The organism is Nitrosococcus wardiae (genome assembly GCF_004421105.1).
Classification (GTDB): domain Bacteria; phylum Pseudomonadota; class Gammaproteobacteria; order Nitrosococcales; family Nitrosococcaceae; genus Nitrosococcus; species Nitrosococcus wardiae.
The window spans coordinates 275,679-299,204 of the sequence record NZ_CP038033.1 but is presented as its reverse complement, the minus strand read 5'-3'; the positions used below and the strand labels follow the sequence as shown (position 1 = coordinate 299,204).

The window sequence follows — 23,526 nt, the reverse complement described above, 5'->3', positions numbered from 1 at the left end:
AGAACTGGTATTTATGGTTGCTATCCGTTTTTCTTTTCGCTGGCTTTATTTTTTCCTCGGGATACTCGCTTTTTGCACTGTGGCTATTGTCGGCATGTGGTGGGTGTTATGGATAGCGGTGGGAGAGGAGCCGGCCACAGCCTCCCGTTGGATCAGCACTTTCCTTGGGCGAGAGGTTCAGATTGGGCACATCGATGTAAGTTGGCGGGGGCTTGAGCCTAAATTACGGCTCACTGAGGTGCGGGTTTTGGACCCCAAAACTGAGCAACAATTGCTGAGTTTCAGGGAAGCTTATCTGGGGGCCTCGCCTTATCGCTCTCTCAGGGAAGGGGAGTGGCTTCCGCGGCATCTGACCCTTATTGGAGGGCAGCTCACCGTTGAGCGGAAACCAGAAGGATGTATTCGCGTCCATGGTTTGCAGAGCCTCGAGTCCCCTTGCCCCGATCCTCCCCGTTTACCGGCGTGGCTGCTTGAACTGAAGCGGTTGACGCTAGTGGATGTGGATATCCGCTGGCTTGATCCTGCTTTGGAAAGAAAGCCCCTAGGCTTAAAAGTGGGGGAATTACGGCTAAAGAATAAGGGGGACCTTCATCTGCTTGAGGGGAAGGCAACCTTGCCGGAGGAATTGGGTAGAGAAATTACTATCAAGGCAAAATTTACCGGCAGGAGTATCCAGGATCCCGAAAGCCAGGGTACTCTTCACCTTAAGGGGGAAAGGCTACAATTGGCTCCTTGGCAAGCCCATGATTTCCTTTATGGACTGTATTTCACCCGGGGTACGGGTAATTTAGAACTGGGTCTACGCTGGGGGAAGGCGGCTTTGCGCCAAGCGGTAGTTAAGTTTGATTGGAAGAACCTGCAAGTTGCTGGTAAGGCTCAAGGGGCAGAGGCTCCTACCTCTATCGCTTTTCAGCAACTGGCAGGCATGGCCCATTATCATCCATTGGCACAGGGGTGGTCTCTGAAGATACCCCAGTTAGTAGTGGTCCGAGGGGGTAAGGCCTGGCCAGCCACGGCGCTGCAGGTCAAAATGGAAAGGGAGCCCCTCTTCAAATTGCAAGGTCAATTTACGTTTCTTCGATTGCAGGATGTTGCCGCCCTCTTTCAACTTAGCGACCAGTTGGATCCTCAACTGCGACTCTTTCTAGTAGAGACCCGGCCGGTGGGAGAACTGCGGGATGTCAAACTAGTTTTGCCCTTGGGGGAAAAGCAAGGGAAAAAGTGGAAATTTTCTGCTAACACAGCGCAATTGGGGGTTCGGCCTTGGCAGCATTGGCCGGGTTGCCAAGGGCTGTCCTTTGAAGTGCAGTTAATTGATGGCGGCGGGCAATTGCACATCGATAGCCGCCATGTCCAGCTCTTTAGTGACGATTTGGAAAAGCCGGTGATGTTGGACAGGCTTAGAGGGAGAATCACCTGGCTGCAGAAGGGGGGGGATTGGCGAGTCCTTGCTGACAATGTTCAATTGCAAAACTCTGATCTGGCCTTAACTGCCGCACTGCGCCTGAAGGAGCTGCCAGGGGCCAATAGCCCCCATCTGAATCTGTCCTTGGGGCTGGAAAAACTGGATCTCGCGGCATTATCTCAATATCTCCCTTCACGCTCTATGAAACCGGGCTTAGTACGGTGGCTGAATCAAGCTTTTCCCAAGGGCGGGAGCGCGAAAGGCAGTCTCGTTTTTCAGGGGCCCATGGATCGCTTTCCTCCCTCTCAGGACCAGGGCCGGTTTACTGCGGAATTGGACATTCATGGGACTAGGTTGAACTACGCTAGGGGATGGCCAGCATTGGAACAAGTGGATGCCCATCTCTATAGCGATGGTCGGCATATCACTATCCATGCGGCTGAAGGCCAAATGTTCAATGCCCAGGTGACAGAGGCGACGGTTCGGCTCGCTGATCTTGGCTCTGAAACAATCCCGCTAACGGTGGTGGGTTGGATCCAAGGAGATGCTGAAGATGCTAGGCGCTTTATTCAGCACAGTCCCTTGGAGAAGAAATATGGAGGATTTCTTAAAGAGATAAAACTTAGCGGTGATACTCGCCTGAAGCTGAAGTTAATGATGCCTCTAGGAAAAAAGAAAAAACGGCCAGAAGTGGATGGAGAATTGATTTTTGCGGATGCTCATTTACGCCAGGGGGATAGTCCATTCTTAGAGTTCGCTGCTATTAAAGGCAGTTTGTCCTTTACTCAAGCGGGGCTTAAAGCGGAAGGCTTGGTTGCCCAGTTCTTAAAACAGCCGATTAAGGTCGATCTTCGCAGCTTATCCAACCAGCAGGGGGGGGTAGGGGTTCGGTTGCGTCTCAAAGGTCATCTGGACGCGCCACGGCTTGCGGAGAAATGGTTCTCCTCCTGGTCACCCTGGTTCCGTGGTGCTGCTGACTTTACCGCCTATATCACTTTTCAAAAAGCCAAAACAGGGGGAGACAAGATTACCACGGTTCGGGTGAGTTCCGCGTTGCAGGGGATCGAAGTGGCTTTGCCACCGCCGCTGGCAAAGCCAGCTGACCAGACGCAACAGTTGCTATGGGAGCTTCGTGGAACCCATGGAGACAAAAAGCAAATTACTCTCACCTATGGCGATGGGCTACAGGGGGTATTCGAGGTTACAGGAAGTGGGCAGTCATTACGCCTTCTAAAGGGGAAGGTAAGGGTGGGAAGTGGTCTACCTATACTGCCTGAGCAGGGGGCTTGGCTTGTGGGTACGCTGCCTCAACTTTCAATAGATGCCTGGCGGGAAGTACTGACGAAGGCTACTCAAGGGGACTCCAGCAAGTTGACGCAGCTCGATCACATTGCCTTACAAATCGAGCAGGCGGAACTGTTTGGGTGGCATTTTGGGGAGGTCACAGTTAAGGCCAACCGAGAACTCTCCCATTGGCAAACTCAGGTATCGGGACCTTCTTTGAAAGGAAGCATCACGATACCTACTCAGGGTTCGAAAGGACCTTTAACCGCTGATTTGGATTATTTGTGGTTACATTCGAGGTCATCAGAGGGTGAATTTCAACTTGCCCATCCCCAGGCGTGGCCAACGCTTGATCTGATCTGCCGTCGGTGCCAATTCGACAGTTATGATCTGGGTGTGATCAAAGTGTATGCCAGTCCCTATGCCAACGGTTTACATTTGGAAGAGCTGGAAATGGTCTCACCGCTCATGCAACTTAAGGCCAGTGGAGATTGGACAGTGCACGGGGAGGCCCAATGGTCCCACCTGGATATCAAGGCCCATAGCCCAGATCTTGGCCAACTGCTGACTGAATTGGATTATCAAACCAATATTGCTGGCGGAAAGGCGGAGGTTGATATTGTCGCCGGTTGGCCCGGCGCGCCCACTTTATTCGACCTTGAGCGGCTAGATGGCAGTATGCGGCTGACAGTGGGCAAAGGCCGTTTATTGAATGTGGAGCCTGGAGCGGGGCGGTTATTTGGCCTACTTAGTGTTTCAACGCTTCCTCGACGGTTGGCGCTGGATTTCAGCGATATTTTTGGTAAAGGCTTTGCCTTTGACCGAATTCAAGGTACATTTGCCATCCGTCAGGGAAATGCTTATTCCAATCAATTGGTTATGGAAGGTCCCACTGCTCGAGTCCAGGCAAGCGGAAGGATTGGCTTGGCAACTCAAGACTATGACCAGATAATAGCGGTAACCCCCAATGTCTTTTCAAGTTTGCCACTCGCTGGGGCGGTGGCCGGTGGGCCAGTGGGCCTGGGGGTCGGTACTGCCATTATGCTAGCGGATAAATTAGTGAATAAGATGTTCGGCACTCAGGTGGGACAGCTGCTGACTTATTATTACACGGTTTCTGGTCCTTGGGCCAAACCGCTCGTGACCCGAGTCAATAAACTTCTTCCGTCCCCAGAAGGCGACTAGCAAAATAAGGTTGAGGGGGAAAATCTAACTGGGGTGGGAACTTAGGGGTTGCTATGCTTATCCCATATCTATAGATATTCCTACCTAGATATTGGATTAAATATAAACAAATAGGAGAGAGCGTGTGAGTGTTGTCGCGGCCATTCAAATGGCATCGGGGCCAAATGTAGGGGCCAACCTGCTCGAGGTAGAGCGGCTTATTGCCCAAGCCGCTGCCGAAGGAGCAAATTTGGTGGTACTCCCTGAAAACTTCGCCCTCATGGGGGAAAAGGATGATGCCCTACTGAGTATTGTTGAGGAGGAAGGCGAAGGCCCCCTTCAGAGTTTCCTGGTGCAGCAAGCAGTTAGGCATAAACTTTGGTTGGTGGGAGGCACAGTTCCATTGCGGGCTTCTGAAACGGGCAAGGTCCGCGCAGCATGTCTGCTCTTTGATGCCAGTGGCCGGCGGGTAGCACGCTACGATAAACTTCATTTATTTGATGTTTCTCTGCCCGGTGGAGGGGAGAGATACTGTGAGTCCCTGACTATTGAACCTGGACAAGAGGTAGTCGTTACTGATACTCCCTTTGGCAAAATAGGGCTTGCTGTTTGTTATGATTTACGTTTTCCAGAGTTATTTCGTTGCCTAGTGGAACAAGGGATGGAAATCCTAGCTTTGCCATCGGCTTTTACTGCGCTGACAGGTCGGGCTCATTGGGAACCCTTAGTGCGGGCACGGGCGATTGAGAACCTGTGCTATGTGGTAGCAGCAGGTCAGGGAGGTTTTCATGCTAGCGGGCGAACGACTCATGGGGATAGCATGATTGTTGACCCTTGGGGTGTCGTGCTAGCCCGTTTGCCCCGTGGTTCTGGCGTGATCACCGCTGAGCTAGACCCAGAGCGGCTGCGTAGCACTCGCCGGAATTTTCCAACTATTGAGCATCGACGCTTTAGTTGCAGGCTATCATTCTAGAAACGGCCGTTGACCGCTTAGAAGTATAGGAAAAGTTTCATGAATTTTGACTTTCTAGCCGTTAACCCGATTCCCTTGTTAGGTGGCACGCCGATGTGCCTGATGGCACGATTAGCGGATCGGTTGGCGGTGTTATTCCTTTTGTGGGGGATGGCCCCACGGCGTCGTTGCGCTTTGCCATCCTGCAGGCTCACCGCACGCTGGGGCATGTCCAACCGCTATTTCTAGAATTATGAGTCAAATGGAAGTCAAGGAAACGGCCAAGGCGTTGCTGTTGGTGCCTGCTGGCCTTAGTGAGACAGATCTGGAGCGGGTGCTAGGGCAATTGATGAGTCGGCATATTGATAGCGCTGATCTTTACTTTCAATTGAGACGACAGGAAAGTTGGGTACTCGAAGACGGGATGGTCAAGGAGGGAAGTCATAGCCGGGATCAAGGGGTCGGCGTACGGGCCATCAGCGGGGAGAAGACAGGATTTGCTTATTCTGACGAAGTGTTATTACCCGCTTTAACTCAGGCCGCAGTCGCAGCCCGTGCTATTGCCCATAGCGGTGCCCAGGGGAGTCTCCAGACTTGGCGTAGCCAGCCGAATCGAAAGTTGTACGCGCCCATTGATCCTTTGGAGAGTTTTTCAACAGAGGATAAAGTGTCCCTGTTGCAGCAAGTTGATCAAGAAGCGCGCCGCCAAGATCCCCGAGTCAAACAGGTGGTGATCAGTTTGCTGGGGACCCAAGATGTGGTGCTAATCGCTGCCAATGATGGCACTCTAGCGGCTGATATTCGTCCCCTCGTGAGGCTTAACGTCAGTGTCATTGTGGAACAATCAGGACGGCGGGAACAGGGGAGCGCCGGAGGTGGTGCCCGTTTTGGCTACGATTATTTCCTGGAACAGGAGCGGGCCTTAGGTTATGCTCGCGAAGCCACTCGCCAGGCCCTCATTAACTTAGAAGCTAGGGAAGCGCCTGCAGGAACCATGATCGTCGTATTGGGGGCGGGTTGGCCAGGGGTGCTGTTGCACGAAGCCGTAGGCCACGGTTTGGAGGGAGACTTTAATCGTAAGGGCAGTTCTGCGTGTGCAGGACGGATCGGGGAGAAGGTTGCTTCAAAATATTGTACTGTGGTGGATGATGGTACCTTGGCTAACCGTCGTGGTTCGCTTATGGTTGATGATGAGGGTACTCCAGCACACTGCACCCTGTTAATCGAGAATGGGGTACTTCGAGGCTATATGCAGGATAAGCTGAACGCCCGGCTTAGCGATACCCAACCTACCGGTAATGGGCGCCGCCAGTCCTATGCCCATTTGCCTATGCCACGTATGACCAATACTTACCTGCTGCCAGGAGAACATGATCCGAGCGATATTATTGCCTCGGTAGAGAAAGGATTGTATGCGGTCGATTTTGGGGGCGGCCAGGTGGATATCACCTCTGGAAAATTTGTTTTTACCACCAGTGAAGCTTACCTCATTGAAAACGGTAGGGTCACTTGCCCGGTCAAGGGGGCGACTTTAATTGGAAATGGGCCTGAGGTAATGGCGCGAGTGGCGATGGTGGGCAATGATCTAAGGCTCGATCCGGGGGTGGGAACCTGTGGCAAAGAAGGCCAAAGGGTGCCTGTCGGTGTGGGACAGCCTACCTTGCGGATCGATGGTTTAACCATAGGTGGGACTTCGATATAAAAGTCAGCAACAGAGAGGTTATGGAAAAACAGCGTAAAGCCGTAGCCCTAATTTCAGGAGGGCTAGATTCCATGCTTGCTGCCAAGGTCATGCAGGAGCAGGGTATCCACGTAGAGGGAATCAATTTTTTTACTGGGTTCTGTGTAGAGGGGCATACCCACGCCATTCGAAACAAGGATAAGAATCGAGTCAAGCGCAACAATGCCCTATGGGTCGCTGAGCAACTAGGAATCAAGTTGCACATGGTAGAGGTTATCGATGAATACAAGGACGTTGTGCTCAATCCAAAATATGGTTATGGGGCTCATCTCAACCCCTGCCTGGATTGTAAGTGCTTTATGGTGACTAAGGCGTTGGCATGGATGAAAGAGAATGACTTTGATTTTATCGTCACGGGTGAAGTCGTGGGTCAGCGGCCTAAATCTCAGCGGGCAGACACCATGCCAATTGTAGCGCGAGAATCGGGGGCCTATGATTTATTATTGCGGCCTCTCTGCGCTAAGAATCTACCGCCAACTCTTCCGGAACGTGAAGGCTGGGTGGATCGGGATAAGCTCTATGATTTTAGTGGGCGTTCGCGCAAGCCACAAATGGCTTTAGTCGCCCGTTTTGGGATTGAAGATTACGCTCAGCCTGCGGGCGGTTGCTGTTTCCTGACTGATGCGAACTATTCGGCTAAGCTGGCTGATTTATGGCAGGCCCGCCGTGCCCGAGATTACGATTTAGACGATATTATGCTGCTCAAAGTAGGACGGCATCTGCGGCCACGTCCCCATTTTAAACTCATTGTGGCGCGCGATGGGGGGGAGAGTAATTATTTGGAAGGCTATGCCAAAGAGTTTATTCACTTGCGAACCGTCAGTCACAAGGGGCCACTGACGTTGGTTGATGGTGCACTGGAAGAAGAAGATATGATTCTGGCTGGCCAATTGGTGGCCCGTTTTAGCCAAGGACGAGAGGCGCAGCAAGTACAGGTAAAAGTCATCCGTCCCGGTGGATTGACACAGATCTTGGAGGTTGCGCCTCTCTCTAATGAAGACATACCTAAAGGGTGGTATGTCTGATTACTCTCATTAAGCTGTAGTTGGTTTTAGAATTAGCCATCCTGAGGAGAATTTGATGAACGTGCAAACATTGGATGTTCGCCATTTACTCTGCCCACTACCTGTGATCCGAACCCAACAAAAAGTTAAGGGACTGGTCTCAGGGGATATTTTGGAGGTAATAAGCACCGATCCGGGGGCGTTGAACGATATTCCCGCATGGTGCCGGGTCAATGGCCATCGCGTGCTTAAAGCTACCGAACGTGACCGGGAGGTGGTGGTACGTTTGGAAGTGGGTAAAACAGCAAATTAAATTATGAAAGCACTTATCATGGTGCACTATGATATTTTCGAACCTAAATAGATCTTGACCGGAGGGGACTTCGATGGCTGTTGATGATGTGTTTAAAACCATTAAGGAGGAGGAGGTAAAATTTGTTGATTTCCGCTTTACGGATAGCCGAGGAAAAGAACAACATCTTTCCATGCCTGCCTACCGCTTAGATGAGGAGGCCTTCAGGGAGGGTAAGATGTTTGATGGTTCTTCCATTGCAGGTTGGAAGGCGATTCAAGAATCAGACATGATTCTGATGCCAGATCCAGAAACGGCAGTGCTTGATCCTTTCATGGAGGAGAAGACCTTGGTGCTCCGTTGTGACATTGTGGAGCCGACGACCCTGCAGGGCTATGAACGAGATCCTCGGTCTGTTGCAAAGCGTGCCGAAGCCTATTTGAAGTCCACGGGTATTGCTGATACGGCTTATTTTGGTCCAGAGCCTGAATTTTTCGTGTTGGATGATGTGCGCTGGGGAGCGGATATCTCAGGAGCTTTCTATAAGATTGATGCTGAAGAGTCCCATTGGAATTCTGAGCGGGTCTATGAGAGAGGTAATATTGGACACCGACCCACCATTAAAGGTGGGTATTTCCCTGTGCCTCCAGTTGATTCCCTCCAGGATCTTCGCTCCACCATGTGCTTGATCATGGAGCAAATGGGGTTGCCTGTTGAGGTGCACCATCACGAAGTGGCTACGGCAGGGCAGTGTGAAATCGGGACCCAATTCAATACCTTGGTACGACGAGCCGATGAACTCCAAATTCTTAAATATGTGGTGCTCAATGTCGCCCATTCTTTTGGTAAAACCGCTACCTTTATGCCTAAGCCCTTAGTAGGGGATAATGGCAGTGGCATGCATACCCATCAGTCCCTAGCTAAAGAGGGGAAAAATCTTTTCGCCGGCGATAAGTATGGCGGTTTATCCGAGATTGCCTTGTACTATATCGGGGGTATTATTAAACATGCCCGGGCACTGAATGCCTTCACCAATGCCTCGACCAATTCCTATAAGCGTTTAGTCCCCGGTTTCGAAGCGCCAGTATTGTTAGCTTATTCTGCCCGGAATCGCTCTGCATCGATCCGGGTGCCTTATGTGACGAGCCCCAAAGCACGGCGGATAGAGGTCCGGTTTCCAGATTCAACGGCTAACCCCTATTTTGCTTTTACCGCAATGCTAATGGCCGGGCTTGATGGTATTCAAAATCAGATTCATCCTGGTGATGCCATGGATAAGAATCTTTATGACTTACCCCCCGAGGAGATGAAAGAAATTCCGACGGTTTGTTTTTCTCTTGAACAAGCGCTGGAGGCCTTGGATCGGGATCGGGATTTTCTTAAGGGAGGAGGGGTATTCACTGATGATGCTATTGATGCTTATATTGCGCTAAAGATGAACGATGTTACCCGCTTGCGGATGACTACTCATCCCATTGAGTTCGATATGTATTATAGCCTTTAATACTAACAGGCATTAGATATTGAAACGCCCCCTTTGTGGGGGCGTTTTTTTAGAGCTATTGGATTTGTGTTCAATCCTACAATAATGGGCTAGGCCAGGCAAAAATAAACCGTTCTTTTAAACTAAATTCAATTGTTGCCGAATATATTTGTAGGCTTCTATTTATTTGCTTTTGAATATGCGAATACTTTTTCTGTTGTTTGGTTTAATGCCGGCTATTGCAGTGGCTGGTATCTACAAGTACGTTACTCCAGATGGGCGAGTTGAGTACTCTGATCAACCGCGGGAGGGAGCCGCAGAAGTGGAAGTCACGCCGCTGCAGACATATACGCCGCCGCAATTGCCTAAAATTAAAACGACCGATGAGATTAAAACTCAAGCCCAAGCTGTGCCATCCTATCGGGTTAGCATCGTCACTCCCGAAAATGATGCTACTGTGCGGGAAAATACCGGTAGGGTTGAAGTCGCCCTTCAGGTAAGCCCCCCCCTTGACGCCGATTCTAACTACACACTCCAATTTCTGCTTGACGGTCAGCCAGTAGGCCAGACAAGTACCAGCCTCACCTATACCCTGACTAATGTGGATCGGGGTACCCATACGCTACAGGCAAAATTACTTGCTCCATCAGGGGTTTCAATTGCCCAGTCCGAGACCATCACCTTTCATATGCGACGTATATCCATTCTGTTTCGCAAAGATAGCAATGGCCAGCCAGGGGGCGTGCAGAGAGCACCGAGGGCACCGCAGATGCCAAAAATGCCTGGGCCACCTAATCCCGGTGGTGTTCCTACCCCTTAGCGCTTACCTCTAAGAAACAGGAACTTTAGCCTGGCTTTTTTCTGTTTGAGATACCTGACCTTAAGATTTTATTTGGCTTGCAACAAGTGCCAAAATCTCTTGGTCGCTGCTCTGTTGAGCATAGGGCTGCATGGGCGACAGGGAACCGCGATAATTCTGAGGAGGCCTATAATTATCAGGTTTGGTGAGCCAGCCGATGATATTAATCAAGACGATAATAATTGCGATAGTAATAAGGATTTTAGGTATACTCATAAGCTTTTACTTCCAAGGTAACGTAGGCTTTAGTCGAACATGCAATTCCAGTCCGTCTTGCAAATGTTCTGGGTTGATGCTTTGTAGGTATATCTTCACCCGCAATAAGGCCAACGATTTCTACATAGAGGGAAAATCTTACCATAACTGGCAGTATAATCTACCTTTATGTCTGAGCGGCCAAGGAAAAATATGTGAATATCGTGTGGCGGCCCGGATCAATGCTGGCATTGGGCGCAGTAGTAACTGGTCCGTTGGCCAATACGATCAACGCGGATGGGATTTCCACAAGTAGGGCAAGGATGAGCCGTACGGCCATAGATTTGGAGCTGATGGCTAAAATAGCCGGGCTTGCCATCGCTGGTGACAAAATCCCGCAGCGTTGTTCCGCCTGCTTGGATGGCCTGATATAACACCGTTTTAATAGCTTCGACTAATCGTTGGTAGCGGCCTAAACTGATACGGCCTGCTGCACGCCGGGGGTGGATACCCGCTTGAAACAGTGCTTCGCTAGCATAGATGTTGCCAATACCGACAACCACCCGATGGTTCATGATAAAAACTTTGATGGGGGCTCGTCTATGACGAGATCGTTTAAAAAGGTAGGAGCCATCAAACAAAGGATCGAGTGGTTCCGGTCCTAAGGGTTTTAAGAGGGGGTGGGATAAGGGATTCTCCTGGATCCAGAGCACTGATCCAAATCGGCGGGGATCATTGAAGCGTAAGCAGCAGTCATTGCTCAATACGATATCGAGATGGTCATGTTTCCCGGGCGGTACATTGTCTGGTACGAGGCGGAGGCTGCCCGACATCCCAAGGTGGAGAAGCACTGTGCCTTGTGGACAGTTCAGAAGGAGGTATTTACCGCGACGTTGCACAGTTAAGAAAGATTGGCCCGTAAGCTTTTGGGATAAGGATAGGGGCACGGGCCACCGCAAGCGCGGTTCACGGATAATGACTGTACGCACATAGTGGCCTACCAGGTGGGGCTCAATGCCGCAACGAACGGTCTCGACCTCCGGCAATTCGGGCATGTGGCTTGCCTGCTGATAGGTCCTCTAAGCTACTTCTGGGGCAATTGGAATAGGGTATTCCAGGCTGGGGGAGGTAGATGGTATTGCACTCCGAGATCTGAGCGCACCAGGATGAGGCGTGGCAGGGAGGCCTGGAGATCAAAGTAGATCGGGGGAGCCCCTTCTCGCTGTATTTCGATAGTCGTCAGGGTTGCCCGGTCTCTTTTTAGTTTAACTTGCTGGGCGGTATGCTGCTGCCATGCCTCCACCAATTTAGCAATTGCTTCGCTAGTGACCTCGCCATTGGTGCCCTCGGCAATCCAACCGTCCTGATTTCGGCGCAATGTGATGATGCCTTTAGGGCTAACTTTGGGGTTGCCCCCGTAGTCTGTGACCTGGGGGAGGCGAATTTGGGTGATAGGATGATTGCCAGGTAGCAGTGCTGGATCGACAAAACTGGCAGTGCTTGAAGCGACAGTTTGAAAGGCGTCGTTACCAATGAGGTGAATGGTGTCTTCTCGCAAAGCATAACGGCGTTGATTCAGTGGCTCAATAGTGCCAAAGGCGATAGCTACGTCATCCAGGGACAAGCGGGCTTCAGGGGGCTCTAGACCTAGGTTAGCCAGGTCTAAGTCTTGCATTGGATAGCGGCTGAGGCTGGGGGTTTGAGCAATGCCTAATAGGGTTTCAACCATGGATTCCTTAGCAGGTGCTTGGATGGGGGCGGTAATGAACCACTTTCCTTCCTTGCGCTCCAGTTGAATCTCTTCGCGGAACTTATGAGCTATGTGAATAGCCTGAATGTGTTCGGGGTCCAATGGGGTCAATGGAGAGGAAGGTGGTTCAGGGGGGATGCCTGGCTTATAAAAGACGACCCATCCTAGGAGGAGGGCAATGGCCACGAGGACAAGATTAAGTAAGGTGCGCGTATTCATCGGGATTTCGCTTTAGCGTTGACGCCGCCGCCACCAGATAAGCAACCCTGTTCCTAGCAAGATTACAGGTAATACCAAGAGGAACCCAAGGCCTATTACCCACGAAGTTATGGAAGAGAGTTGGAGAGAGGTATCTGGACGCGTTCGTGCTGGAATGGTAATAAAGCGATCTTCATGGGCAAGCCAGTTAATAAGGCTCAGACCCAGATCCAGATTGGCACCAATGCCAAGGTAGGCATTGGAGAGGAAATCTCCATCGCTGATGATGGCTATTCGCTGAGTCCTGTTCTCAGGTTTGTTTTGGTCTTTGCTGGCCGCCCCCTGTTTAGAGGAGGAAGGTTCTCGGTTTAAGGCCAGGCCGATGGTAAAGGGGCCAACGGCATCTTCTCCTTTATCAAATTCAATGTCTCCTTCTAGGCTGGAAGTTTCTAGCCAGGTTCGGGATAAGGTGGAAAGGATGGGTTGCGGTTGCCATTCACTCTCTTGCGCGGCTTCCAGGGCGGTTGCCCGGGGGAATAATGTGGCTGAAGTGAGGCGTTCACTGACAGGATGATTCCCATATTCTGGGACTAGGGCAAAAGCGGTGCTGCCACGACCCATTAGTAATTGGGCGCTGGGATCGATGATCGTCCCAGGGAGGATCTTGATGCCGAGATCTTCCGCCAGGGGGTCTAGACTAGGCAAGGGGCCTGGTTCGGTGAGCCAAAGCAAATGGCCGCCATGGTTAACATGGCTTTGGATCAACGCTACTTCACCAGGTAGGAAGTCAACCTGAGGGCTGGCAATAACCAGGATCTGGGTATGATCGGGAAGCTGGGGCTGTGCCGATAGATTTACTGATTGGATCTGGAATCCCTTGGTTTTCAGGTGCTGGCTAAAATTTCCCAAATCAAAATTAGCTCTTCCCTGAGGGTCGCGTTCACCATGACCCTCGAGGAAAACGATCGATGTTTCAGCGCTACGGGCAATCCGGTTTAGGGCATTGGTTAAGCCTTCCTCAGACAAATCCTGCAGCTTTTCCTGCCGGCCATCTTTTTTAATCACTACTTCCGTATCAGAGGCAACCCCGAGTTTTCGGACTTGATCAGGGGCTGTTTCCGGATTGATATACGCTAATTCCAGATCCGGTTTGTAACGCTGGTAGCGTTCAATGAGTTGGCTAATTTGCTGCTTGGCACTGGGCCCCTGGGCAAAACTAATGATGGTGACTGGACCCTCAAGTTGTCTCAGAAGTGCTTGGCTTGCTTCAGAGAGGGTATTGCGCCCGCTAGCGGTCCAGTCAGCCTGATAATTATAGCGTATGCTAAGGGCTGCGATTAGGCCAACAATAGTGAGAATTAGGAGAGTAAAAAAAAGATTTTGCAGTCTGATTTGCCAGTGGGTTTTTCGAGTGACGCGCATACGCTGTCCCGGTTTGCTCCTCAATACCTATGCAATCAAAAAAAATCAATGGGGTAGCCGATCAGCATCAAGCCGACGGATACTAAACGTGAGAAAGGTGATAATAATCAATAGGTAGTAGATGATATCGCTGCTGTTAAATTGACCTTCCAGCAAAGCTTGGTAGTGTTGCAGTAGGGAGAGATAATTGAGTACTTCGTTCCCTTTAGCTAAAAGGCCGCTACTGCCTGCCCAATCGATAATCCAAAGCAACAGCAATACCCCAAAAGAGCCGACGGCTGCTACCGTGGCCTGCTGGGTTAAGCAGGAAAGAAATAACCCAATGGCAGTGAAACTAGCGAGAAGGAGTCCTAATCCAAGCAGTCCTGCGGCCAACAGTCCCAAATCTAGGGTGCCGCCTACGAGCAAGGAAAGTGGCATTAAAGTAAGCAAGAGAATCATAATGACAAAGAAAGCCAATGTTCCCAGGTACTTACCCAGCACAATTTCGGTCATGGAGAGGGGGGCTGAGAATAATAAAGCCAGGGTATGGCCCCGTCTTTCGTCGGCCACCAGGCGCATGGTCATCAAGGGGACTATCAAGAGCATAACCACGGCGGCATTTTGATACAGGGGCATGGCCACTACCTCAGTGACGCCAGGCATCTCGGGAAGGCCCATTAGGCGGGACTGGACCTGCAGAAAGTAGGCTACCTGGGATAAGAACATATAGCCAAGAAGGATTTGGCTGACAGCGAGGGTCGCCCAGGCCAAGGGTGACAGAAATAAACGACGCAATTCGTGCAATGCCAAGGTAAAGACCATCATGCTGCAGCCTCTTGTTGGTCTTCGGTCTGGGTAATGGCAACGAAGATTTCTTCTAGCGTGCGCCGCTCTGGAGTAAGTTCCCGCAAGCGCCAATTCTCATTAACGGCGCGGCGAACCAATTCATCCACCGGATCCTGTTCGGGTCGGTAACGAATCCGGATCCGCCCATCTTCTTGGCTTTCTATACTTTCTATACCACTAAGAGACATAAGGGTCTCTGTTGCCGGGGGGGTGTCAAATCTGACTAAGATGCTGGTGGATTCCATCCGCTGACTTAGCCCTGCGATGGTGTCAGTAAGGACTAACTCTCCTTGATTGATGATCTGTACCCGATCGCAGATGGTTTGAACTTCTGGCAGGATGTGGGTGGAGAGGATAACGCTATGCTCCTGGGCTAGCTCCCGGATAAGTTGGCGGATCTCTCGGATTTGGATGGGATCTAAGCCCACGGTTGGTTCATCTAGGATGATCACGGAAGGGGAGTGGATAATAGCTTGGGCGATCCCTACCCGCTGTTGGTAGCCTTTAGAAAGGTTACCGATTAGTCGCTTAGCCATGTCTTTTAAGCCGCAGCGCTCTACCGCTGATGCGATGGCTTTGCCCTGCTGGTTTCGTGGTATGCCGTTGAGGCGGGCGCAGAAGTCAAGATACTCCTTTACCGTAAGTTCCCGATAAAGTGGAGGGGTTTCAGGGAGATAGCCTAGACCTCGCTTGGCTTGTTTTGGCCTATCTAACAAGTCTAAGCCATTGATCCATACTTGCCCAGAACTGGGGGCTAAGTTGCCCGTCAAGATTTGCATGGTGGTTGATTTCCCAGCACCGTTAGGACCCAGGAAACCGAGGACTTCACCTCGCCGAACGTCAAAACTCACGCCTTTAACCGCGCAGTGTTCGCCGTAATACCGATAAAGCTGCTCTGCGCGTATGAGTACATCTTGTTTCATGGGCCGCTATTATATTCGTTGTTTGCTATTTTGCCACTACCTTTTTGCCACGCTATTGTTAGCTTGAACCTGGATGATGAATGGGCGCAAGTTCTCCAATAGAGCGATAACGGGCATAATCGGTTAAGATTTGACGGTGGTCGAAAGCTAAATTTCTTGGCAGTTTGTCCAGTGAAAATAAGGCTGCTTCGGCCGCATCATCGGCCGCTTTAGGCGTTCCAGAAGCGTTGGCTATGTAAACTGCGCTGACCGTATGACCACGAGGATCCCGCGTTGGATCAGAGTAACAGCCCAAGAGTGTTTCAAGTTTAACACTAAGCCCGGTTTCCTCTCTCGCTTCCCGAGTTGCTGCCTGCTCCAGCATTTCGCCCACATCGACAAAGCCACCTGGCAGGGCCCATCCTAAGGGAGGGTTGCGGCGCTTGATAAGAACAATAGGCTGATTAGGCTGATCTTTTAGAGTAATGATAATGTCGACTGTCAAAAGAGGAGTCATAGGTTTGGGCATGATTTCGTCCTGAATGACGGGTGGTTAGGAATAAGGTGCAAGAGTATTGCGTCTTTTATAGACGCTGATTGCCACATGGGCTAGTATTCAGCTTCCGTTGGGAGAATAAGTATAAGTATTAATATAAAAATTATTAAAATTGGAGAATTGAATTCCATGTTTTTGGGTCTTTTGGAGTTATCTTTTTGGGGCTATATTGCCGCCATTCTGCTGCTTACCCATATCACGATTATCAGTGTTACCATTTATCTTCATCGCCATCAAGCCCACCGGGCATTGGATCTTCATCCGGCACTCAGTCACTTCTTCCGTTTTTGGCTCTGGTTGACCACCGGGATAGTCACCAAGGAGTGGGCTGCGGTGCACCGCAAACACCACGCCAAATGTGAGACGGGGGAAGATCCCCATAGCCCGCAAATGATGGGCATTCATAAGGTGTTATGGCAGGGCGCTTCCCTTTACCGGGTTGCAGCGAGAAACCCGGAGGTGACGGAAAAATATGGTCATGGAACCCCTGATGATTGGATAGAACGCCACCTTTATACTAAGCATAGCTACTCAGGGATTGGCTTGATGTTATTGATTGACCTGGCGTTGTTTGGAGTCCCTGGGTTGTTGGTATGGGCTGTTCAGATGCATTGGATTCCCTTCTTTGCAGCGGGGGTGATTAACGGGCTTGGCCATTACTGGGGCTATCGCAATTATGAAGTGGCCGATGCCTCCACCAATCTTTTCCCCTGGGGCATTCTCATTGGCGGTGAGGAGCTGCATAACAACCATCACGCTTACGGCAGTTCGGCCAAGCTCTCCTCCAAGTGGTATGAGTTTGATATAGGGTGGATGTACATTCGGGTATTTCAGGCATTGAAATTGGCCCGGGTGAAAAAGGTCGCCCCCAAGCTGCTCATCAAGCCCGAGAAGCAGTGGGTGGATTTGGACACCGCCCGGGCGGTGGTGGCTCACCGCTTCCATCTGATGGCTTCCTATGGCCGGAAGGTGATGCTGCCGGTGCTGAAAGAGGAAGCGGCCCATTTTTCAGGCAACGAGCTGTATCAACGGGCCCAGAATTGGTTGATCCGCCATGAGGCTTTAGTGGATGCTAAAGCCCGGCAGGAATTGAACGCTCTCTTGGAAGAAAACCATCGATTGGAGACGGTGTATCAATTTCGCCAGCAGTTGCAAGAAATTTGGTCTAAGGCTTGGGCTAGCCAGGAGGCGTTATTACAAGCCCTGCAGGATTGGTGTAAGCGGGCCGAAGAGTCCGGCATCAAGGCCTTGCAGGATTTCGCCTTTACATTGCGGGGATATTCCCTCCAGCAGGCTTAAATCCGGGGCTATTGTAAGTATCTCAGTGAAAGTTTTGAAGTATTCCTGAAACGAGCCGGTGGCGTGGAGCCAGGGGACAGGGAAGTCCCCACACCGATTCGCTGGGAGCGAATCGGGACATCCGGAGGATGCTCTCAGGGAGGGCGCGCATCACGGAACATCACCGGCTCATTCCTAAAACACCTCATTCTGGCAGGGTTTTAGTGGGGGGATCTAAGCAAGGAGAGTTATTTTATTTTAGCTTCTTTATAAATGACATGCTTACGCACCACAGGATCATATTTTTTCTTTTCTAGCTTTTCCGGCGTGGTGCGTTTGTTTTTGGTTGTCGTGTAAAAATGGCCTGTACCGGCACTAGATACCAGCTTGATTTTATCGCGCATGATGTTTTCTCCTTATACTCTATACTCTCTCACCCCGAGCTCGCATATCCGCTAAAACTTGATCGATACCCTGTTTATCAATTATACGGAGCCCTTTGCTGCTTACTTTGAGTTTTACCCAGCGCTTTTCGCTCTCTACCCAGAACCGGTGGGTATGGAGATTAGGTAAAAACCGGCGCTTGGTTTTATTATGGGCATGGGAAACATTATTACCGCTTACGGGACGCTTGCCCGTTACCTGACATACTCTGGACATGAGTAATTACTCCTTGATATGGTTCTGGAGGGCTTTCTTGGCATTTTATGCCAAACAGCTCCAAAAAGGTCTTTTATATCAAATCTGAGACAAATTTTGTAGCAGGTTAAAGCCTAAGCAACTTTTTGGCTAACCTCAGGGTTGCTTTTTGCGGGTAAACCGGGTGCGTTTTCACCCCATAGTCCTATCTCCGCAGGAACCAGGATTTCTGTCGCCAATGGAAGGTGATCAGAAACGGTATGCTCTAAAGCACAAACCTGAGTTACCTCTAGCGAGGGACTCACCAAGATATGATCAATATGCCGTTTTGGCCGCCAGCTGGGGTAGGTTGCAATTTTGGTTGCCGGCGCTTTTAACCCTGTTTTTCGCAATAAGGCGCTTAACTCTGGGCTGTGAGGTTGGCAATTTAAATCCCCCATAACTACGACATACGGATGCTTGTGGACTAAGTTGCTGATTAGGCTAAGTTGCTGAATTCGTGAGCGACGGCCTAGGGCGAGGTGGATGATGAGCACGATTAAGGGATTTTTAGGGTTGCCAAAATGGGCCAGGATAGCGCCCCGGCCGGGCACGAGGCCCGGTAGTCGATAGGAGCGAACTTCGTTGGGTTGGATTCGACTAAGAAGGGCATTGCTTTGTTGAGCGATGTTAGCAAAGCGGCGAGTGGCTTGTTGGTGCCAATGGGGGAAATGGCAGAGTTCAGCGAGTAGCTCTGCTTGGTTGACGAAGCCAGTGCGCAAACTGCCAATATCCGCCTCTTGTAAACCCACAATATCAAAATCAGATATTACCCCGGCAATGCTAGCCATGGTCTTATGACGGTGTACATCGGGGAGTACATGTTTCCAGCTACGGGTGAGGTAATGATGGTAGCGGCTAGTGGTGACGCCAGCTTGGATATTATAGCTTAACAAGCGTAAGCGGTGTCTTTTATCAGTAGAGACCAGCGACGAATGAAGGGCTAAAGTGGGCATCCTACCTTTCCTCAAGAAAATATTCTTATTTTACTTTGAAAGTGCGCAGGGCGCATAATGTTCCCTAGCGATATCGCGCAGTGAAGAATCGCCACCCGACTCAATCGGTACGCTAGCAGTGGGGTCAACGCCATGTGGTGAGGTATTTCAACGCTGAAGGTAGGGGCACGGCGGCGTCGTGCCCCTACTTGGTTCCGGACTGTGGGGGGTATCCAAAAATGCTCATGGTGAGCAAAGACCCTTACAGACACTTAATTCCTTTTTCCCTTAAAACTTTCCACGACATAGTAATCCTTATACCAGGTGACAAAGCGAGCAATTCCCTGTTCAATAGGTGTGGCAGGATGGAACCCCACATCCCGTATTAAATCATCCACATCGGCATAGGTCGCAGGGACATCACCAGGCTGCATCGGCAGTAAATTCTTTTTTGCTTCACAACCCAGACACTCTTCTAATATTTTAATAAAATCAGAGAGTTCTACAGGCTGGTGATTGCCTATGTTGTAGATCCGATAGGGGGCGGTACTCGTGCTAGGATCAGGGGTTGCCCCATTCCAGCGAGAATTAGGAGTAGGAAGCCGATCGAGCGTACGAGTTACTCCTTCTACAATATCATCGATATAGGTAAAATCTCGTTGATGATGGCCATAATTATAGACGTCAATAGGTTTGCCTGCCAGGATATTGCGAGTGAACTTAAATAGGGCCATATCCGGTCGTCCCCAAGGGCCGTAGACGGTAAAAAAACGCAATCCGGTGGTTGGAAGTTGATAAAGATGGCTATAGGTATGGGCCATTAATTCATTGGCCTTTTTAGAGGCCGCGTAAAGGCTTAAGGGATGATCCACATTATCATGGACAGAATAGGGCATTTTGGTGTTGGCCCCATAAACGGAACTAGTCGAAGCAAAGACCAGGTGTTCTACCTGATAATGGCGGCAGTTTTCTAGGATATTGAGGAAACCCTGCAGGTTGCTATCTACGTAAGCATAAGGATTTTCTAAAGAATAACGGACGCCGGCCTGGGCTGCCAAGTTAACTACCCGTTGGGGGCGATGTTTGGCAAAGACAGCGTTTAAGGCTTCACGATCCTCCAGACCCATACGGGCTTCGGTAAAAGCAGGGTGGTCTTGAAAACGGGCAAGGCGAGCAAGTTTGAGATTAACGTCATAATAGTCATTAAGGTTATCAACACCAATAATCTCATCACCGCGTTCTAATAATTTTTCGGTCAACGCGGCGCCAATAAAGCCAGCACTTCCAGTCACCATAATTTTCATTTAGACATTTCCTGAGATTTGTCTCAAAAGGGGGCAAATTTGGAATTGCCTAAAGGCGACCGTCCACGGTCTCCTTTGGGAGCAGATGTTTGACATCGTAGAGAATGCTGTCTGACTTCCCTAATGTACGAATGCCCTCGATGCCGAGTTCTGCAAATTGTTGGTGGGCAACCGCCACAATGATGGCATCGTAATAACCTTTGTTTAAAGTATTCACAAGAATGATCCCATATTCTTTTAGGGCCTCTTTGGCGTCCGCCCAGGGATCGTAGACATCGACTTGGGCATGGTATCCTTGGAGTTCGGCGATGATATCTGTGACCCGTGTGTTCCGCAAATCAGGGCAGTTTTCCTTGAATGTGAGTCCTAGGATCAATATCCGGCTATCGACCACATGGATGCGGCGTTGAGTCATGAGTTTAACCACTCGGCTGGCCACGTAGCTTCCCATGCCATCATTGACTCGGCGTCCAGCAAGGATCATCTCTGGCTGGAAACCGATAGCCTGTGCTTTGTGGGTAAGATAGTAGGGATCAATGCCGATGCAATGTCCCCCGACCAGGCCGGGATGGAAGGGCAAGAAATTCCATTTGGTGGCTGCTGCTTCCAAGACTTCCTGGGTATCGATACCCAGGCGGTTAAACAACATTGCCAATTCATTGATCAGAGCAATGTTGACATCCCGTTGGGTATTTTCAATCACTTTAGCAGCTTCAGCAACTCGGATACTACTGGTTCTATGGGTGCCCGCGGTGATAATGCTGCCATAGAGTTGATCAACAAACTCTGCTGCTTCAGCCGTGGAAGCCGATGTTATTTTGCGGATAGAGGTCACCCGATGTTGCTTGTCCCCCGGGTTAATTCGTTCGGGACTATAACCGGCAAAAAAATCTCGGTTGTAGACAAGCCCTGATTCCCGCTCCAGAATGGGAACGCAAACTTCTTCTGTAGCCCCTGGATAGACGGTGGATTCAAAAATGGCGATATTGCCCTGTTTGAGTACTTTGCCTACCGCACCACTGGCGTTTTCGAGAGGGCGAAGATCAGGACGTTTATGGTCGTCAATGGGAGTAGGAACGGTAATGATGTAGACATTACAGTCAGCTAAATCTTGGAGCTGGTGAGTGTACTGGAGGTGGGTAGCGGCTGCAAGTAGTTCCGGTTCTACTTCCAAGGTATTGTCATAGCCTTCTTTTAACTCCGCAATGCGCGTTGAATTGATGTCAAACCCTAGGGTAGGCAGTTTTTTGCCGAACTCTACTGCCAGGGGTAGCCCGACGTAACCTAGGCCAATAACCCCGATCCGTACTTCTCCCAATGTTAGCACCGCATACGTCTCCCTTATGTTAGCCGTTCGGCAACGTGTATGGTCACTTCCTTTCTTCCGCTCCCACGGGCTATCGGACGGGTGGTTAAATTCTTAATAACCCATAGGGGTATGGCGATGCCAGTCCGTTCTTTGTTGGTAGCGATGGGCGATGTTAAGAAGATGCGCCTCGCTGAAATAATTACCAATAATCTGCAAGCCCACGGGCAGCCCTTGGGTAAAGCCTGCTGGAATAGAGAGTGCAGGCAACCCGGCCAAGTTAACGCTGATAGTGTAAATATCGGCTAAGTACATCGCAACCGGATCGTCGGTTTTCTCCCCCAGTTGAAAAGCCGGCGTGGGTGAAGTGGGGCCCATAATCACATCCACTTCGGTAAAGGCTCGTTTAAAATCATCGCTGATAAGACGCCGCAACTTTTGGGCTTTGAGGTAATAGGCATCGTAATAGCCCGCTGAGAGAACATACGTGCCTATCAAAATCCGGCGCTTCACTTCAGGGCCAAAGCCTTCACCCCGGGAGCGACAATAAAGATCGAGGAGATCTTTCGGGTTATGGCAGCGATAACCAAAGCGAACGCCATCATAGCGAGAGAGGTTAGAAGAACATTCCGCCGGAGCAACCACGTAATAGGTGGGGACGGCCAGCTCCGTATTAGGTAAGCTGATTTCCCGGAATTGAGCACCGAGGCCTTCGAATTCTTTGATAGCCGTTTCGATGGTTGCGGCGATACTGGAATCGAGACCTTCGCCGAAATACTCCTTAGGGAGACCAATTTTAATGCCTTCAATACTTTCCTCGAGGGAAAGGGTGTAATCAGGAACTTCTTGGGCTACCGAGGTGGAGTCCGATGGGTCAAAACCGGCCATGGCGTTAAACAGAAGAGCCACATCCTGAGCACTGCAGGCCATCGGTCCTCCCTGGTCAAGGCTAGAGGCAAAGGCAATCATTCCGTAACGGGAAACCCGGCCATAAGTGGGTTTTAGTCCGGTAATGCCACATAAAGCCGCTGGTTGGCGGATAGATCCGCCCGTATCCGTCCCCGTGGCGGCGGGGGTTAGCCTTGCCGCTACCGCTGCTGCCGAGCCTCCTGAGGACCCGCCCGGGACCCGCTCGTGAGCCCAGGGATTCTTGACTGGACCATAGAAACTGGTTTCATTACTGGAGCCCATGGCAAATTCGTCCATGTTGGTTTTGCCAAGCATGACGGCACCGGTCGCTTTGAGGCGGGAAACCACTGTAGCATCATAGGGCGCGATAAAATTGTCTAGCATCTTCGAGCCGCAGCTCGTTTTTATTCCTGCCGTGCAGAAAATGTCTTTATGGGCTAAGGGAATGCCCGTCATGGGGGTGCCTTCCCCGGATTGCAAGAGGGCATCAGCAGCCTTGGCTTGCTGCAGGGCCTCTTCCGCCGACACCGTAATAAAGCTATTTAAGTTCTCATCCCATTGCTCAATACGTTTGAGATAATGTTGGGTGAGTTCTTCACTTGAAATTTCACGAGCTTTTAGAGCGCTGGCCAATTCAGCTAAAGACTTATGGTGCATAGGTTATTTTCCAGAGAACTGCGGTAGTCTAATCAATGACTTTGGGGACTAAGTAGACGCCTGCCTCGACCTGGGGAGCCGTCGCTTGGAAAATCTCCCGCTGATCGATTTCAATCACTTCATCAGGTCGCAGTCGTTGGATAGCCTCCAGGGGGTGAGCCATGGGCTCGATGCCGGTAGTGTCGACTTTATTCATTTGCTCCACAAACTCAAGGATGCGACTTAGGTCGCGCACGTAATTAGGAATAGCCTCCGCGTCGATAGCGAGGCGAGCGAGATGGGCAATATATTCAACATCAGCTGTTTTTAATGCCATGATTTTTTTCCCTGCAAATGGTACCCAGAATTTTGACACAGTTCCTTGCTTGCTCAAAAGGCTTTGCCATTGCTAAAGTACGGCGCTTTCAGTATTAGGGCTCGGATA

General features: G+C 50.5%; 23 protein-coding genes. 9 read left to right on the top strand and 14 right to left on the bottom strand.

Annotated features, from left to right (window positions below):
* Positions 1–13: 13 nt before the first annotated feature.
* The 8 genes from E3U44_RS01475 to E3U44_RS01440 all read left to right on the top strand — a co-directional run bounded on the left by E3U44_RS01475 (position 14) and on the right by E3U44_RS01440 (position 10,145).
* Positions 14–3,874, top strand: coding sequence for a YhdP family protein (locus tag E3U44_RS01475; RefSeq protein WP_134356341.1), 3,861 nt, complete (start codon positions 14–16; stop codon positions 3,872–3,874).
* Between the two features lie 124 nt (positions 3,875–3,998).
* Positions 3,999–4,826 carry a carbon-nitrogen hydrolase family protein gene (locus tag E3U44_RS01470; RefSeq protein ID WP_134356340.1) on the top strand — a complete coding sequence of 276 codons (828 nt, stop codon included), beginning with the start codon at positions 3,999–4,001 and terminating at the stop codon, positions 4,824–4,826.
* A gap of 39 nt (positions 4,827–4,865) precedes the next feature.
* Complete coding sequence (locus E3U44_RS01465) at positions 4,866–5,054, top strand: hypothetical protein (RefSeq protein WP_134356339.1); 189 nt, start codon at positions 4,866–4,868, stop codon at positions 5,052–5,054.
* Between the two features lie 13 nt (positions 5,055–5,067).
* Entirely contained in the window at positions 5,068–6,507 is a 1,440-nt protein-coding gene (gene tldD / locus E3U44_RS01460; RefSeq protein ID WP_420812629.1) for a metalloprotease TldD, read from the top strand.
* Between the two features lie 20 nt (positions 6,508–6,527).
* A complete protein-coding gene (locus tag E3U44_RS01455; protein ID WP_134356337.1) occupies positions 6,528–7,571 on the top strand; it encodes a tRNA (5-methylaminomethyl-2-thiouridylate)-methyltransferase in 1,044 nt (347 codons plus the stop codon).
* Positions 7,572–7,626: 55 nt separating this feature from the next.
* Positions 7,627–7,863 (top strand): sulfurtransferase TusA family protein, encoded by a 237-nt coding sequence (locus E3U44_RS01450; RefSeq protein WP_134356336.1) that lies wholly within the window; start codon positions 7,627–7,629, stop codon positions 7,861–7,863.
* Positions 7,864–7,936: 73 nt separating this feature from the next.
* Positions 7,937–9,346, top strand: coding sequence for a glutamate--ammonia ligase (gene glnA, locus E3U44_RS01445; RefSeq protein WP_134356335.1), 1,410 nt, complete (start codon positions 7,937–7,939; stop codon positions 9,344–9,346).
* Positions 9,347–9,524: 178 nt separating this feature from the next.
* On the top strand, positions 9,525–10,145 hold the full coding sequence (locus tag E3U44_RS01440; RefSeq protein WP_134356334.1) for a DUF4124 domain-containing protein: 621 nt from the start codon (positions 9,525–9,527) through the stop codon (positions 10,143–10,145).
* 60 nt (positions 10,146–10,205) lie between these two features.
* Here the strand turns inward: E3U44_RS01440 and E3U44_RS01435 are convergent, their stop codons facing one another.
* From E3U44_RS01435 to E3U44_RS01405, 7 genes are all read right to left on the bottom strand, one after another.
* Positions 10,206–10,400, bottom strand: a complete 195-nt coding sequence (locus tag E3U44_RS01435; protein WP_134356333.1) for a hypothetical protein — start codon at positions 10,398–10,400, stop codon at positions 10,206–10,208.
* Between the two features lie 218 nt (positions 10,401–10,618).
* On the bottom strand, positions 10,619–11,434 hold the full coding sequence (gene mutM, locus E3U44_RS01430; RefSeq protein ID WP_134356332.1) for a bifunctional DNA-formamidopyrimidine glycosylase/DNA-(apurinic or apyrimidinic site) lyase: 816 nt from the start codon (positions 11,432–11,434) through the stop codon (positions 10,619–10,621).
* 29 nt (positions 11,435–11,463) lie between these two features.
* On the bottom strand, positions 11,464–12,348 hold the full coding sequence (locus tag E3U44_RS01425; RefSeq protein WP_134356331.1) for a DUF4340 domain-containing protein: 885 nt from the start codon (positions 12,346–12,348) through the stop codon (positions 11,464–11,466).
* Positions 12,349–12,360: 12 nt separating this feature from the next.
* Complete coding sequence (locus E3U44_RS01420; RefSeq protein ID WP_134356330.1) at positions 12,361–13,749, bottom strand: GldG family protein; 1,389 nt, start codon at positions 13,747–13,749, stop codon at positions 12,361–12,363.
* A 45-nt stretch (positions 13,750–13,794) separates the two neighbouring features.
* The gene (locus E3U44_RS01415) at positions 13,795–14,556 is read right to left on the bottom strand and encodes an ABC transporter permease (RefSeq protein WP_134356329.1); all 762 of its coding nucleotides are present in this window, start codon (positions 14,554–14,556) and stop codon (positions 13,795–13,797) included.
* On the bottom strand, positions 14,553–15,500 hold the full coding sequence (locus E3U44_RS01410; RefSeq protein WP_134356328.1) for an ABC transporter ATP-binding protein: 948 nt from the start codon (positions 15,498–15,500) through the stop codon (positions 14,553–14,555). Before E3U44_RS01410 ends, E3U44_RS01415 begins: the two co-directional genes overlap by 4 nt.
* Before the next feature lie 58 nt (positions 15,501–15,558).
* Positions 15,559–16,008 (bottom strand): NUDIX domain-containing protein, encoded by a 450-nt coding sequence (locus E3U44_RS01405; RefSeq protein ID WP_134356327.1) that lies wholly within the window; start codon positions 16,006–16,008, stop codon positions 15,559–15,561.
* A gap of 156 nt (positions 16,009–16,164) precedes the next feature.
* Between E3U44_RS01405 and E3U44_RS01400 the strand changes: the two genes are divergently transcribed.
* Entirely contained in the window at positions 16,165–17,334 is a 1,170-nt protein-coding gene (locus E3U44_RS01400; RefSeq protein ID WP_134356326.1) for a DesA family fatty acid desaturase, read from the top strand.
* A 227-nt stretch (positions 17,335–17,561) separates the two neighbouring features.
* On the opposite strand, the gene rpmG is transcribed toward E3U44_RS01400, so the two are convergent.
* The 7 genes from rpmG to gatC all read right to left on the bottom strand — a co-directional run bounded on the left by rpmG (position 17,562) and on the right by gatC (position 23,418).
* Positions 17,562–17,717 carry a 50S ribosomal protein L33 gene (gene rpmG / locus E3U44_RS01395; RefSeq protein ID WP_013031640.1) on the bottom strand — a complete coding sequence of 52 codons (156 nt, stop codon included), beginning with the start codon at positions 17,715–17,717 and terminating at the stop codon, positions 17,562–17,564.
* 19 nt (positions 17,718–17,736) lie between these two features.
* Positions 17,737–17,973 carry a 50S ribosomal protein L28 gene (gene rpmB / locus E3U44_RS01390; RefSeq protein ID WP_134356325.1) on the bottom strand — a complete coding sequence of 79 codons (237 nt, stop codon included), beginning with the start codon at positions 17,971–17,973 and terminating at the stop codon, positions 17,737–17,739.
* A 113-nt stretch (positions 17,974–18,086) separates the two neighbouring features.
* Positions 18,087–18,947, bottom strand: coding sequence for an endonuclease/exonuclease/phosphatase family protein (locus E3U44_RS01385; protein WP_134356324.1), 861 nt, complete (start codon positions 18,945–18,947; stop codon positions 18,087–18,089).
* Positions 18,948–19,198: 251 nt separating this feature from the next.
* Entirely contained in the window at positions 19,199–20,230 is a 1,032-nt protein-coding gene (locus E3U44_RS01380; RefSeq protein ID WP_134356323.1) for an NAD-dependent epimerase, read from the bottom strand.
* Positions 20,231–20,279: 49 nt separating this feature from the next.
* Entirely contained in the window at positions 20,280–21,557 is a 1,278-nt protein-coding gene (gene tviB, locus E3U44_RS01375) for a Vi polysaccharide biosynthesis UDP-N-acetylglucosamine C-6 dehydrogenase TviB (protein ID WP_134356322.1), read from the bottom strand.
* A gap of 93 nt (positions 21,558–21,650) precedes the next feature.
* Positions 21,651–23,102, bottom strand: coding sequence for an Asp-tRNA(Asn)/Glu-tRNA(Gln) amidotransferase subunit GatA (gatA, locus tag E3U44_RS01370; RefSeq protein WP_134356321.1), 1,452 nt, complete (start codon positions 23,100–23,102; stop codon positions 21,651–21,653).
* A 28-nt stretch (positions 23,103–23,130) separates the two neighbouring features.
* Positions 23,131–23,418 carry an Asp-tRNA(Asn)/Glu-tRNA(Gln) amidotransferase subunit GatC gene (gene gatC, locus E3U44_RS01365; protein ID WP_134356320.1) on the bottom strand — a complete coding sequence of 96 codons (288 nt, stop codon included), beginning with the start codon at positions 23,416–23,418 and terminating at the stop codon, positions 23,131–23,133.
* Positions 23,419–23,526 lie beyond the last annotated feature (108 nt).

What these genes read in the sequence shown, in the direction of transcription:
- gatA (WP_134356321.1), bottom strand. Translation starts at nt 23,102, where the DNA reads ATGCACCATAAGTCTTTAGCTGAATTGGCCAGCGCTCTAAAAGCTCGT.
- E3U44_RS01455 (WP_134356337.1), top strand. Translation starts at nt 6,528, where the DNA reads ATGGAAAAACAGCGTAAAGCCGTAGCCCTAATTTCAGGAGGGCTAGAT.
- E3U44_RS01400 (WP_134356326.1), top strand. Translation starts at nt 16,165, where the DNA reads ATGTTTTTGGGTCTTTTGGAGTTATCTTTTTGGGGCTATATTGCCGCC.
- E3U44_RS01475 (WP_134356341.1), top strand. Translation starts at nt 14, where the DNA reads ATGGTTGCTATCCGTTTTTCTTTTCGCTGGCTTTATTTTTTCCTCGGG.
- rpmG (WP_013031640.1), bottom strand. Translation starts at nt 17,717, where the DNA reads ATGCGCGATAAAATCAAGCTGGTATCTAGTGCCGGTACAGGCCATTTT.
- gatC (WP_134356320.1), bottom strand. Translation starts at nt 23,418, where the DNA reads ATGGCATTAAAAACAGCTGATGTTGAATATATTGCCCATCTCGCTCGC.
- E3U44_RS01420 (WP_134356330.1), bottom strand. Translation starts at nt 13,749, where the DNA reads ATGCGCGTCACTCGAAAAACCCACTGGCAAATCAGACTGCAAAATCTT.
- glnA (WP_134356335.1), top strand. Translation starts at nt 7,937, where the DNA reads ATGGCTGTTGATGATGTGTTTAAAACCATTAAGGAGGAGGAGGTAAAA.
- E3U44_RS01415 (WP_134356329.1), bottom strand. Translation starts at nt 14,556, where the DNA reads ATGATGGTCTTTACCTTGGCATTGCACGAATTGCGTCGTTTATTTCTG.
- E3U44_RS01425 (WP_134356331.1), bottom strand. Translation starts at nt 12,348, where the DNA reads ATGAATACGCGCACCTTACTTAATCTTGTCCTCGTGGCCATTGCCCTC.
- E3U44_RS01435 (WP_134356333.1), bottom strand. Translation starts at nt 10,400, where the DNA reads ATGAGTATACCTAAAATCCTTATTACTATCGCAATTATTATCGTCTTG.
- E3U44_RS01465 (WP_134356339.1), top strand. Translation starts at nt 4,866, where the DNA reads ATGAATTTTGACTTTCTAGCCGTTAACCCGATTCCCTTGTTAGGTGGC.
- E3U44_RS01440 (WP_134356334.1), top strand. Translation starts at nt 9,525, where the DNA reads ATGCGAATACTTTTTCTGTTGTTTGGTTTAATGCCGGCTATTGCAGTG.
- tldD (WP_420812629.1), top strand. Translation starts at nt 5,068, where the DNA reads ATGGAAGTCAAGGAAACGGCCAAGGCGTTGCTGTTGGTGCCTGCTGGC.
- E3U44_RS01410 (WP_134356328.1), bottom strand. Translation starts at nt 15,500, where the DNA reads ATGAAACAAGATGTACTCATACGCGCAGAGCAGCTTTATCGGTATTAC.
- E3U44_RS01450 (WP_134356336.1), top strand. Translation starts at nt 7,627, where the DNA reads ATGAACGTGCAAACATTGGATGTTCGCCATTTACTCTGCCCACTACCT.
- E3U44_RS01405 (WP_134356327.1), bottom strand. Translation starts at nt 16,008, where the DNA reads ATGCCCAAACCTATGACTCCTCTTTTGACAGTCGACATTATCATTACT.
- rpmB (WP_134356325.1), bottom strand. Translation starts at nt 17,973, where the DNA reads ATGTCCAGAGTATGTCAGGTAACGGGCAAGCGTCCCGTAAGCGGTAAT.
- E3U44_RS01380 (WP_134356323.1), bottom strand. Translation starts at nt 20,230, where the DNA reads ATGAAAATTATGGTGACTGGAAGTGCTGGCTTTATTGGCGCCGCGTTG.
- mutM (WP_134356332.1), bottom strand. Translation starts at nt 11,434, where the DNA reads ATGCCCGAATTGCCGGAGGTCGAGACCGTTCGTTGCGGCATTGAGCCC.
- E3U44_RS01385 (WP_134356324.1), bottom strand. Translation starts at nt 18,947, where the DNA reads ATGCCCACTTTAGCCCTTCATTCGTCGCTGGTCTCTACTGATAAAAGA.